Annotated in this window: 11 protein-coding genes; 4 read left to right on the top strand and 7 right to left on the bottom strand. The window is 65.9% G+C overall.

Annotation, left to right across the window (positions count from 1 at the left end; all coding sequences use genetic code 11):
- Positions 1-7 precede the first annotated feature (7 nt).
- Positions 8-2464, top strand: coding sequence for a DEAD/DEAH box helicase (locus tag VI123_RS01165; RefSeq protein WP_336336245.1), 2457 nt, complete (start codon positions 8-10; stop codon positions 2462-2464).
- Here the strand turns inward: VI123_RS01165 and VI123_RS01160 are convergent.
- Complete coding sequence (locus VI123_RS01160; protein ID WP_336336244.1) at positions 2461-3252, bottom strand: Sjogren's syndrome/scleroderma autoantigen 1 family protein; 792 nt, start codon at positions 3250-3252, stop codon at positions 2461-2463. The two genes, VI123_RS01165 and VI123_RS01160, sit on opposite strands and share 4 nt — an antisense overlap.
- A gap of 126 nt (positions 3253-3378) precedes the next feature.
- On the opposite strand from VI123_RS01160, the gene mdh reads away from it, so the two are divergent.
- Positions 3379-4293, top strand: a complete 915-nt coding sequence (gene mdh / locus VI123_RS01155; protein WP_336336243.1) for a malate dehydrogenase — start codon at positions 3379-3381, stop codon at positions 4291-4293.
- Positions 4294-4384: 91 nt separating this feature from the next.
- Here the strand turns inward: mdh and VI123_RS01150 are convergent, their stop codons facing one another.
- The 4 genes from VI123_RS01150 to VI123_RS01135 all read right to left on the bottom strand — a co-directional run bounded on the left by VI123_RS01150 (position 4385) and on the right by VI123_RS01135 (position 6258).
- Positions 4385-4510 carry a hypothetical protein gene (locus VI123_RS01150; RefSeq protein WP_336336242.1) on the bottom strand — a complete coding sequence of 42 codons (126 nt, stop codon included), beginning with the start codon at positions 4508-4510 and terminating at the stop codon, positions 4385-4387.
- Between the two features lie 101 nt (positions 4511-4611).
- Entirely contained in the window at positions 4612-5229 is a 618-nt protein-coding gene (locus tag VI123_RS01145; RefSeq protein WP_336336241.1) for an OapC/ArvC family zinc-ribbon domain-containing protein, read from the bottom strand.
- On the bottom strand, positions 5229-5612 hold the full coding sequence (locus VI123_RS01140) for a DUF2073 domain-containing protein (protein WP_004517591.1): 384 nt from the start codon (positions 5610-5612) through the stop codon (positions 5229-5231). Before VI123_RS01140 ends, VI123_RS01145 begins: the two co-directional genes overlap by 1 nt.
- Before the next feature lie 4 nt (positions 5613-5616).
- Positions 5617-6258 carry an Era-like GTP-binding protein gene (locus tag VI123_RS01135; RefSeq protein ID WP_004590329.1) on the bottom strand — a complete coding sequence of 214 codons (642 nt, stop codon included), beginning with the start codon at positions 6256-6258 and terminating at the stop codon, positions 5617-5619.
- 859 nt (positions 6259-7117) lie between these two features.
- Here VI123_RS01135 and VI123_RS01130 point away from each other — a divergent pair.
- Positions 7118-8671, top strand: coding sequence for a Cdc6/Cdc18 family protein (locus VI123_RS01130; protein WP_336336240.1), 1554 nt, complete (start codon positions 7118-7120; stop codon positions 8669-8671).
- A 58-nt stretch (positions 8672-8729) separates the two neighbouring features.
- On the opposite strand, the gene VI123_RS01125 is transcribed toward VI123_RS01130, so the two are convergent.
- Positions 8730-9374 carry a S26 family signal peptidase gene (locus tag VI123_RS01125; RefSeq protein ID WP_336336239.1) on the bottom strand — a complete coding sequence of 215 codons (645 nt, stop codon included), beginning with the start codon at positions 9372-9374 and terminating at the stop codon, positions 8730-8732.
- An 86-nt stretch (positions 9375-9460) separates the two neighbouring features.
- The gene (locus tag VI123_RS01120; RefSeq protein WP_336336238.1) at positions 9461-10198 is read right to left on the bottom strand and encodes a S26 family signal peptidase; all 738 of its coding nucleotides are present in this window, start codon (positions 10196-10198) and stop codon (positions 9461-9463) included.
- A gap of 87 nt (positions 10199-10285) precedes the next feature.
- On the opposite strand from VI123_RS01120, the gene VI123_RS01115 reads away from it, so the two are divergent.
- Positions 10286-11854: a DNA-directed DNA polymerase II small subunit gene (locus tag VI123_RS01115; protein WP_336336237.1), complete on the top strand. Its 1569-nt coding sequence runs from the start codon at positions 10286-10288 to the stop codon at positions 11852-11854.
- Positions 11855-12037: the final 183 nt, after the last annotated feature.

The following is a 12037-nucleotide window of genomic DNA, read 5'->3' as shown; positions in this document are numbered from 1 at the left end:
GTGGGTAATGGCGACCACCGACGCCGGTGGCGAGCACGTCGAGCGCCCGCTGGTGACGCCGGAGTTCCTGGAGAACCGCCGCTACCAGACCGAACTGGCGGAGACGGCCAGCGGCGACCACACGCTGGTCTGTCTCCCGACCGGCCTGGGCAAGACGACGGTCTCGCTGCTGGTGACCGCCGAGCGACTCAGCTCCGTCGGCGGAAAGTCGCTCATGCTGGCCCCGACGAAGCCGCTGGTCCAGCAACACGCCGAGTTCTACCGCGAGGCGCTGGAACTCGACCCCGAGGAGGTCGTCGTCTTCACCGGCGAGGTCCGCCCCGACGACCGCGCCGCCCTCTGGGAAGACGCCCGGGTCGTCATCGCGACGCCGCAGGTCGTCGAGAACGACCTCGTCGGCAACCGCGTCTCGCTGGCGGACGTGACCCACTGCACCTTCGACGAGTGCCACCGCGCGACCGGCGACTACGCCTACAACTACATCGCCGACCGCTACCACGCCGACGCCGAGAACCCGCTGGTGACGGGGATGAGCGCCTCGCCCGGCGACGACGAGGAGGCCATCCTCGAAGTGTGTGAGAACCTCGGGCTTAGCGAGGTCGCAGTGATGACCGAGGACGACGCCGACGTGGCCGAGTACACCCACGACACCAGCGTCGACTGGAACCGCATCGAACTCCCCGAGGTCGTCGTCGAGATTCGGGACGGGATCAACGAAGTCATCGAAGACCGCCTGTCGCAGCTGAAGGACCTGGGCGTGACGAACAAGTCCTCGGCGGACCTCTCCGAGCGGGAGATTCAGGGGATGCAGGCCGACCTCCGGAAGCTGATGAACAACGACCAGAGCGAGGGATACCAGGGGATGAGCCTGCTCGCCGAAATCCGGAAGCTCCGGACAGCCGTCACCTACGTCGAGACCCAGAGCGTCGAGTCCCTGCGGCGGTACTTCGAGCGCCTGAAGGAGGCCGCCCGCTCCTCCGGCGCGTCGAAGGCCGACCAGCGTCTGGTCAGCGAGCCGAAGGTCCGCGAGGCGATGCGCAAAGCCGAGTCCTACGACGACCTCCACCCGAAGTTCCGCCAGACCCGGATGCTGCTCGCGGAGACGCTCGGCATCGAGAACGGCGAGCGCGTCATCGTGTTCACGGAGTCGCGGGACACCGCCGAGACGCTCGTGGACTTCCTCTCGGACCACTTCACGACCGAGAAGTTCGTCGGGCAGAGCGACACCGACGGCAGCGAGGGGATGACACAGACCCAGCAACAGGAGACGCTGGACCGCTTCCGGAACGGCGAGTTCGAGGTGCTCGTCTCCACCTCCGTCGCCGAGGAGGGCCTAGACGTCCCCGAGGTCGACCTCGTGCTGTTCTACGAGCCCGTCCCGACCGCGATTCGGGCCATCCAGCGCAAGGGCCGGACCGGCCGGCAGGCCGAGGGCCGGGTCGTCGTCCTGCTGGCCGAGGACACCCGCGACGAGGCGTACTTCTGGAAGGCCAGAAACGACCAGAAGCGGATGAAACGCGAGCTGAACGAACTCAAGAGTGTCGCCGGGGAACTGGAGGCCCGCCTCGACCAGACCGGGCTCGACGAGTACGAGGAGGCCGACGCCGAGGGGGCCGCTTCGGGTGGAACCAGCGATGCGGAGACCGCCACAGGGCGAGGGGATTCCACCGGAAACGCGAGGGGTGCCACGGCCGCCGAGGGCGACGGCCAGGCCGGACTGGACGCCTTCGCGGAAGCGTCGGCGGCGGATAGCGGCGAGAGCGGCGGGCAAGGCGACGACGAGGGGACGGTCGCCAGCGCCGGCAGCGACGACGGCGTCGAAATCGTCGCCGACCAGCGCGAACTCGACTCGACTATCGCCCGCGACCTCTCGACGCGGGATGGCGTCGAGACGCGACTCGAGACGCTGGCTGTCGGCGACTACGTCCTCTCGGACCGGGTGGTCGTCGAGCGCAAGACCGTCGCGGACTTCATGGACACGCTGACCGGCGGCGACCGCTCGATGTTCGAGCAGGTCGGCGACGCCACCCGCCACTACGCCCGCCCCGTGGTCGTCATCGAGGGCGAGGACCTCTTCGGCGCGCGGAACGTCCACCACAAGGCGATTCAGGGGGCGCTCGCGTCGCTGGCGGTCGATTTCGGCGCGAGCGTGTTACGGACCAGTGACGAGGCAGAGACCGCCGACCTGCTGGAAGTCATCGCCGGGCGGGAGCAGGAGACGGCCGACCGGGAGGTGAGCGTCCACGGCGAGAAGCAGTCCAAGACCCTCCCCGAGCAACAGGAGTACGTCGTCGCCGCCATCGCCGAGGTCGGGCCGGTGACCGCCCGAACGCTGCTCGAACACTTCGGCAGCGTCGAGGCGGTGATGACCGCCGAGGAAGACGCCCTGCTCGAAGTCGCCGGCATCGGCGAAGTGACCGCCGCCCGGATTCGGGAAGTCGTCGCCAGCGACTACGACGCCTAGAACCGCGCCGCGTCCAGCGCCTCCGCCGCTTCTCGCGCCGCTTCGAGGTGCTCGCGGGCCTCGCGGGGATTCTCCGTCGCGGCGGCACGCTCGGCGAATCGGTGCGCGGTCTCGGCCAGCAACGCGGACGCCGCCTCCATGTGGGCCGCGACGTCGTCGGCGTCGGAGGAAGTGCGTCGAGCGGAAACAGGGGGGTTCTGTGACGCCGTCTCACGGGACTGTGCGTTCGGCGTCGGCTGGTCAGGCTCCGGGGAAGCGCCCGCTCGGGCGGTCTGTGGCGCTGGCTCCGAGTGGCCGGACGGCTGGGTCGACCGGTCACCCCCCGCTTCGGGTGGAGCGGTCGGGTCGTCCGCCGACGGTGCGGACGCCGCCTCGGGCGGTGACGAAGGGGAGTCGGCCCCGGCAGATGCGGTCTCCTGCTCGTCGGCGTCGCCGGCAGCGCCCGGCTCGGTCGCTGCCTCGTCGGCGTCGCCGAACTGCACGTGGGCCTCGTCGCTGGGGTCGGCGACCTCGATGCGGTCGCCGTCGTCGGCCTGTTCGTCAGCGTCCGGGGCGTCCGCGCCGTTTGCCTGTGTGTCCCGGGCGACCGGCTTCTGGCAGGTGGGACAGAACTCCTGGCCGTCGTAGCGGAAGATGGGGTCGCCACAGTCGCTGCAGTGGGCGTTCGTCATGGTCGCGCCCTTCAACAGGAGCTCGCTCATCTGTTCGGTCGCTGCTCGGTTGTCCTCCTCCTGCTCGAACTTCTCGCGGAGTTTCTCGCGTTCGGCTTCCTTGTCGAAGTCGCTCATACGTGTCACAACGCCACGGGGCTGAAAACAGTTTACGGGTGCGGGACGCCGAACTGCCTGAACGATGACCGGCGGAATCGGGGTTTCGACACGTTTAACGTTCGCGCCCGAGCGTTTCCGAATGGTATGACAAAGGTAAGCGTAGTCGGCGCAGCCGGAACGGTCGGCGCAGCCGCAGGGTACAACATCGCGCTCCGTGACATCGCTGACGAACTCGTCTTCGTGGACATCCCGGACAAGGAAGACGACACGGTCGGGCAGGCCGCCGACACGAACCACGGCATCGCCTACGACTCGAACACGCGCGTCCGCCAGGGCGGCTACGAGGACACCGCCGGCTCCGACGTCGTCGTCATCACGGCCGGTATCCCGCGCCAGCCGGGCCAGACACGCATCGACCTCGCGGGCGACAACGCGCCCATCATGGAGGACATCCAGTCCTCGCTCGACGAGTACAACGACGACTACATCTCGCTGACCACCTCGAACCCCGTCGACCTGCTCAACCGCCACCTCTACGAGGCCGGCGACCGCTCGCGCGAACAGGTCATCGGCTTCGGCGGCCGCCTGGACTCCGCGCGCTTCCGCTACGTGTTGAGCGAGGAGTTCGACGCGCCGGTCCAGAACGTGGAGGCGACCATCCTCGGCGAGCACGGCGACGCGCAGGTCCCCGTGTTCTCGAAGGTCCGCGTCGACGGGACCGACCCCGAGTTCAGCGACGACGAGAAGGAACAGCTGCTTGGCGACCTGCAGGAGTCGGCGATGGACGTCATCGAGCGCAAGGGCGCGACCGAGTGGGGCCCCGCCCGCGGCGTCGCCCACATGGTCGAGGCCATCCTCCACGACACCGGCGAGGTGCTGCCGGCGTCAGTCAAACTGGAGGGCGAGTTCGGGCACGAGGACACCGCCTTCGGCGTCCCGGTCCGCCTCGGGAGCGACGGCGTCGAGGAAATCGTCGAGTGGGACCTCGACGACTACGAGCAGGACCTGATGGCCGACGCCGCCGAGAAGCTCTCCGACCAGTACGACAAGATTTCGTAACCGAGCTGTCGGAACTCGGTGCCGTCCTCGAACTGTTTTTTCGCCCGGTGCGGTGGCCGTAGCTGCGAGCGACTGGCCCGACGGCCCCGACTCAGGCGTGGTCGTCCCCGTCGTCGAGCACGTCGCCGTCGCGCCCGTCGTCGTCGATGTCGGCACCGAGGAGCGACGCCCACTCTTCGAGGTGTGAGTTCGATTTCGAGCGGTCCCGGTGGCTCATGGCGTTATCGGAAGCATCCACGGCATATTATATAATGGTTGTGCCGGCGTCGATACGTAATGGTGTGTGCAGCGGTTCTACGGGGCAATTCGCGGCGTTGGTCACTCCGAACGGATGGTTTCCGGGACCTGAATCGAGTAGTGGCCGTCCTCCTGGAGCGCGATGATGTACTCCTCGCGGTCGTACAGCTCCATCAGGTTCAGCTCGTACTGGCCGGGTTCCAGCACCTTTATCGACTCGAACTGGTCGTTGAGTTCCGCCCGGAGTTCCTCCAGGTCGGGGCGGTCCTCCTGGTCCGGTTCCGCCGGCGGGTCGGGGTCAGCACCGACGGGGCGGAACTGGTGGTCGGATTCGGACGCCGACGGGACGTTCGACGGGAGTTCGTCCGGCTCGACGACGTCGCCCCGGGCGCTGGCCTGGGCCGAGTCCTCGGCCGGGGTCGACGGCGAGTCTGTCGAGTGGGATGGGTCCTGTGGGTCGGCGTCAGCGCCCGAACCGCCGACGAGGTCACGCACCGATGCGGCGGTCTTGCCGACGGTCCGGGCGACGCTGCTGTCGGGGCCCGGTGGTTCCGGTGGCTCCGCGTCCGGCGTCCCGGAGATGTCGGCTCCCTCGGGCCGGTACTGGAACTTGTTCCCGCCGCAGTTGGGACACCCCGAGAGCATCTCCTTGGACCCGTCGTCGAAGCCACGGCCACAGTCCGTACACTGGTGGGGCATTATTTCCGGGAGACGAGTGCGCTGATGAGCGTTTCGTCCTTGTGGAGCGTCTCTATCTGGTTGGCCGGCCCGATGACCGTCAGCTTCTGGGTCGACTGCTTGCCCATCAGCCGGTCGAGGATGCTGGCGTCGGCGGCCTCGGACTTGGGGTAGGTCTCGATTTCGATGCCGTTGAACTCGTCGGGGCTGATTTCGGTCATCGTCACTTCGATGAGCCGGGACTCCTCGTCGGGGGAGAGTCCCTCTTCGAGGATGACGATGTTGCCGTCACGGACCCCGTCGAGTATCATCCGGATTTTCTCCATCGAGGCCAGCCCCGCCATGCGCTCGCCGCTGATGAGGTCTATCTGGACGCCGTCGTCTGGGTCTTTGACTTCTGCCATTATATCACCCGAAGTACTCCGCGATTTTGTCGTAGACCTCGTCCATGTTGTCCCCTTCGAGCGCGGACAGCGGAATGGTCTCGTGTTGAGGGTAGGCGTTTCGGATGCGCTGGACCGACGACTCCTCTAGGTCTATCTTGTTCGCGAGAATCAGCACCGGCAGGTCCTGGCTCTCGATGATGCCGATGAGCATGGTGTTGACCTGCGTGAACGGGTCCGTCGCGGAATCGAGGACGTAGATGACGCCGTCGACGTCCTCCCGGAGCCAGTGCATCGCCTCGGCGACGCCTTCCGTCGCTTCCCGCGAGCGGCGGACGGCGTCGTCTTTCTCCATGTCGTGTTCCAGGAACTCGGTGTAGTCGACTTTCGTCGTCACGCCCGGCGTGTCGACGATGTCGATTGTCACTTTCTTCCCGTCGCGTTCGATTTCGACGTTCTCCTTGCGGCGGGCCCGGCGAGTCTCGTGGGGGACGTGACTCTCCGGCCCGACGGCGTCGCCGGTCCAGTCGCGGGCGATGCGGTTCGCCAGCGTCGTCTTGCCGGCGTTCGGCGGGCCGTAAATCCCGATGCGTTTCGGGTCCTCTTCGGAGAACAGCGTCGATGCCGCACGTGAGATGCTATCTTTGAGGTTTGTTAACAATCCCATCCTATCCTCCCGCCGCCCGGAGTCGTCCGGTATGGCGGCTCTGCCCGTAAAAGATAGGCGAATTCACTTAAGCCTACGTCAGACACTAGTTTCACCGTTGACACTACGTGGGCAGTACGAACCAGTAGCGAAGCGTCAGGACGGGGACGGCCGGTGGGAGCTGTTCGAGTCGAGTCCGGCGACGAACCCGAGCCACTGGGGCGGACGACGACCGTAGCCCCCCACCCCTTCGTTTCAACTGGAACGCCGGAACCCCTGGGGTGGGGACGGCTGAGACGGGGGGTAGACCGGAGGCGGACCGGCCGTTTGAGTCAGCGCGGTTCGCGATTTCTCTAGCTAGAACGGCCTAGACGCTAGAAAACTGTACACAACTGTTCCTAAAAGCATATTTTTGTCTAGTACGGCTTTGGTTTATATCATTGTGTATTAAATCTTTCTCTCCTCTAAAGACAATCTTCTACAGTCTCTCCCCCCCACCCCGGGCCTGTTTCCCGTTCCACCGGAAACGAAGGGGTGGGGGGGGGGTTCCGGGGTTCGTCCACTGGGACGCGGCGCTATCCCGATCCACTCGATGTGACCTCGACTCCACTCTTTCATCCGCAGTCGCTCCCGCGCTGTTCCCGCGGCCCACCCTATCACGACAGTACCCGTGCGCCGAATCAATCAATGTATCAATATGTGTTTCATGGGTGATGTACCGAAATGTTTAATATCTGCTCACGGTACGGTTCATGTGGTTCAACTGGACACACTGGAGAGCGTTGATGCTCACTAACGACGGTACTGACGTACTCCTCGCTCCCTCTGTTCCGGTGTCTCCGACTCCCTCCACACGAAACGAAGGGGAACTCTCTCGACTATGACTGACGAACGTGACAACCCGGACCCGTCGTCTGATTCGTCGGCGACGGAAACGTCCGCCGACGCTGACGGGACGCTCGACGTGGAAACCGATACCGGGCCGTCCGACCTCGACGACGTCATCCTCGACAACCTCGATACCGGCTCGGATGACCCGTCGGACGAGGCGTCCCGCGGCCTGTTCGACGACCTGCTCGAAGGTGAACCCATCTTCGAGAACAAGGAGGTGCTTCGCCCGTCGTACACGCCGCACAAACTGCCCCACCGCGAGGAGCAGATCAACAACATGGCGACGATTCTCGTCACCGCACTCCGAGGTGACACGCCGTCGAACATCCTCATCTACGGGAAGACCGGGACCGGAAAGACGGCGAGCGCGAAGTTCGTCAGTGAGGAACTCGAAACGACCTCACAGAAGTACGAGGTCCCCTGTGAGGTGGAGTACATCAACTGCGAGGTGACCGACACCCAGTACCGCGTACTGGCCCAGCTCGCCAACAAGTTCATCGACAAGAACGCGGCGCTCATCGACGACCGCGTCGACGAACTCGAAGACCTCCGGTCGCGCGCACGCGAGGACACGGACGCACTCGAAGCCGTGGCGTTCGACTCCGTGACCGACATCGACAGCGAAATCGAGTCGCTCCAGGCCGACAAGTCGGAGTTCGAGGAAGTCCCGATGACGGGGTGGCCGACCGACCGCGTCTATAGCTCCTTTTTCGACGCCGTCGACTACCACGAGCGCGTCGTCGTCATCATGCTCGACGAGATAGACAAGCTCGTCGAGAAGAGCGGCGACGACACGCTGTACAACCTCTCGCGGATGAATTCCGAACTGGAGAACTCCCGCGTCTCGATAATGGGCATCTCGAACGACCTGAAGTTCACCGACTTCCTCGACCCGCGGGTCAAGTCCAGCCTCGGCGAGGAGGAAATCGTCTTCCCGCCCTACGACGCGAACCAGCTCCGGGACATCCTCCAGGCGCGCTCGGACGTGGCGTTCAAAGACGACGCGCTCACCGAGGACGTCATCCCGCTGTGTGCGGCCTTCGCGGCCCAGGAACACGGGGACGCCCGCCGCGCGCTCGACCTCCTCCGGACGGCCGGGGAACTCGCCGAGCGCGACCAGACCGACAACGTTCTCGAAGACCACGTCCGGCAGGCCCAGGAGAAGATAGAACTCGACCGCGTCGTCGAAGTCGTCAGGACGCTCCCCACCCAGTCGAAGATAGTCCTCTTTGCCATCATCCTCCTGGAGAAAAACGGCGTCCACAACATCAACACCGGCGAGGTGTTCAACATCTACAAGAACCTCTGTGAGGAAATCGACGCCGACATCCTGACACAGCGCCGCGTCACCGACCTCATCTCCGAACTGGACATGCTCGGCATCGTCAACGCCGTCGTCGTCTCGAAGGGCCGGTACGGCCGGACCAAGGAAATCTCGCTGTCAGTCCCGACCGAGGAGACGGAAGCGGTGCTCCTGTCGGACTCGCGGCTCGGCGATATCGACGACGTCCAGCCGTTCGTCCAGGCCCGCTTCGACAACTGACCCGAATCGCGCCGTCGGCCGCCGACTCGTTCCAGGTGAAACGGTCCCCCGATGCCGTCTATCCGGCCGCCGCCGCGTTCACGGCTGTCGAGCCCGTCGCGTTCGTCGCCGTCCGGTTCGTCACCCGCTCCGTCGCCCCGGCCTGGTTCCACTGGAGCCGAACCTGCCCCAGCAGCGGGACCCGCATCTCCGCGGTGCCGACGACCCACCCGGGTCTGACCGGCTCGCTGATGGGGCTGGTCCCGACCTGGTCGTACCGGCCGTTGTTGTCGCCCTTGGTGATGAAGCCGGCGTGGTCGGCCGGACAGGAAGTCAGTTCCTCGCAGTCGTCCGCGCTGCCGATGTAGTCCTCGTTCGCGCGGTCGTACCAGTTCTCGCCTTCCTCGACCCACAGCATCGCGCGGTGGATGATGGGCGTCTGTCGGCCGTTCCCGTCGGGTTCGTACACGATGACGTCGCCCGGCTGCTGGAACTTCCGGTAGCTGTCGTCGCTCGCCGCCGTGACGACGCCGTGGCGGTCGTCCGGCCCGGAGAACCGTTCTTCCTCCATCACGAACACGAGGTCACCCTCCTTGATGTGGGGGTCCATGCTCGGGCTCTCGATGGCGACCAGCGGGGGCCAGACGCCGCTGATGGCGAACAGCAACACCCCGACCAGGAGGACCGAGCCGGCGCTGCTGGCGATATCGGTCACGTACACCATGCCTCCCGGTCTCTCGGTATCTTCGCCGTCCGACGACCGTCGGTCTGGCCCGCCCATTCGTACCGCGGCTACTCGGAGCCGACCAATCAACTTTCTGTTGTCCGAAGGCCGTGTTCCGGGGAGGCCGCCGGGGCCGGCGACCTGCCGACCGCCGCCGGCGCTGACGCGCTCGACAACCGGGACGGCTGTGTTCGGACGTATCCGAGACGCGGGATTCGGAAGGTCCCGGTCCCGATGACCCACTCCGGGCGCACGACGGTGCTCGCCCCGCTCACCTGGTCGTACCTGCTGTTGGTGACCTCGTTGTCGCCTTTCGTGACGAAGCCGGCGTGGGGGGCCGGGCAGTTCCGGAGTTCGTCGCAGCTATCCGCGCTCCCGACGTACTCCGGGTTCGCGCGGGCGTACCAGTTCTCGCCGGCGTCGACCCACAGCATCGCGCGGTGGATGACCGGCGTTCGCTGCTCGTTGCCGTTGGGCTCGAAGACGATGACGTCCCCGTGTCGTTGGAAGGTCCGGTACCCCGTCTCCGTGCCGGCCGCCGCCGTGACGACGCCGTGGCGAGCGTCCTGCCCGGGGAACCGCTCCGCGTCCATGATGAACACCATGTCGCCGGTGTCGATGTGTGGCTCCATACTCCCGCTCTCGATGGCGACCAGCGGGGGCCACACCCCGCTGACGGCAAACAGGAACGCGCCGACGAGTACGACCGCTCCGACGCTGGTCCCGACGTCACGGAGGTACAGGCCCACACGGAGCGACGGGTTCGCCTCCGCTGCGTCCCCGTCGTCGCGGGGTGCGTCGCTGGTGGGCTCGTCCCGGCGCATCTACCTCGGATTGCCGACAGCAGCGTATCAATCTTGTGACGGCCGGCGGTCCGCTATCCTTTTGCCCGCAGACACTGAGTGTGGAACGTGCCTCTGGAGACGCCGGCACGCATCGTCAGCGAACTCGCGAGCCGCGGCTACAACGCGGAGCGCGAGGCGGTGACCCGAATCGCCGACGCGCCGAACCCGGCGACGACACTCGACCGTGCACTCGAAACGGTCCCCGACGACGCGCTGAAACTGACGACCGACCACGTCGAATCTGTGATTGAAGCGACAGAAAGCGCCAGTAAATCGCCGAATCCAGAGCCCGGCGCTGGAGGCGAAACTGCCGGCTCTCCGACGCAGCCACACCCCTCCGTTTCAACTGGAAGGGAGACAGCCACGTCGACGGAACCGGGCGCGTCGGCTCCATCTGAAACGGAGGGGTCACGTGACGTCGACACATCCCTCCGGGCCATCGAGGTGGCCAACGACATGACCGGCCAGTCCACTGGGACCGGCGAGTACTCGGACTTCGTCGCGGTGTTCCGTGACCGCTACGAGAAACTGGCGAGCAAGCTCCGGGGCCGGGTGAACCACCGCCCGACTGACGCCATCGAGAACATGGGCGGCGGCAGCGAGGCCGCGCTCATCGGCATGGTCTCGGACATCCGCTCGACGGCCAGCGGCCACTGGCTGGTCGAACTGGAGGACACGAACGGGACCTTCCCCTGTCTGGTGATGAAAGACCGACCTATCGCCGACCTGGTCCAGCAGCTGCTCATGGACGAGGTCATCGCCGTCGAGGGGACGCTGGCCGACGACGCCGGCATCCTGTTCGTGGACTCGCTGTACTTCCCGGACGTGCCCCGGACCCACAGCCCCTCGACCGCCGACCGGCACGTTCAGGCGGCGCTCATCTCCGACGTCCACGTCGGGAGCCAGGAGTTCATGGAAGACGCCTGGCACCGCTTTACCGACTGGCTCCACACGCCCGAGGCCGAGTCCGTCGAGTACCTTCTCATCGCCGGCGACATGGTCGAGGGCGTCGGCATCTACCCCGAGCAGGACGAGGAACTGGATATCATCGACATCTACGACCAGTACGAGGCCTTCAGCGAGTACCTCAAGGAGGTCCCCGGCGACATGGAGATTCGGATGATTCCGGGCAACCACGACGCCGTCCGGCTGGCCGAGCCCCAGCCCGGCTTCGACGAGGAGTTGCGGGACATCATGACCGCCCACGACGCGCAGGTCCACTCGAACCCCTCGCTGGTCACCGTCGAGGGCGTCACGGTGTTGATGTACCACGGCGTCTCGCTGGACGAGGTCATCGCCGAACTCCCCGACGAGGAGGCCAGCTACGAGGAGCCCCACAAGGCGATGTACCAGCTCCTGAAGAAGCGCCACGTCGCGCCCCAGTACGGCGGCCACACCCGCCTGGCCCCGGAGGACCGTGACTATCTGGTGATGGAGGAGGTCCCCGACGTCTTCCACACCGGCCACGTCCACAAGCTCGGCTGGGGGGAGTACCACAACGTCCTCGCGCTGAACTCCGGCTGCTGGCAGGCCCAGACCGCGTTCCAGAAGAGCGTCAACATCGACCCCGACGCCGGTTTCGCGCCGATTCTGGACCTCGATACGCTTTCGATGACGGTCCGGAAGTTCTCCTAACCCACGTTTTTGCGCTGAGCGGTGCGCTCCGCGCAAAAACGTGGGCGAAAAAGGCGCGAATCGCGCGGCGATTCGCGCGAAACCGGTCGCCGCAGGCGACCGGTATGCTGGTCAGTTGCGGCTGGATGTCACTGATGCAGGCCTGCCTTCCCCGGGTCGCTTCGGGCGCGACGGTCGTCGCGC

Origin of the sequence: Haloarcula sp. DT43 (genome assembly GCF_037078405.1) — an archaeon.
Classification (GTDB): domain Archaea; phylum Halobacteriota; class Halobacteria; order Halobacteriales; family Haloarculaceae; genus Haloarcula; species Haloarcula brevis.
Note: the sequence above shows the minus strand (reverse complement) of the source record. Positions and strands in the feature narration are given on the sequence as shown.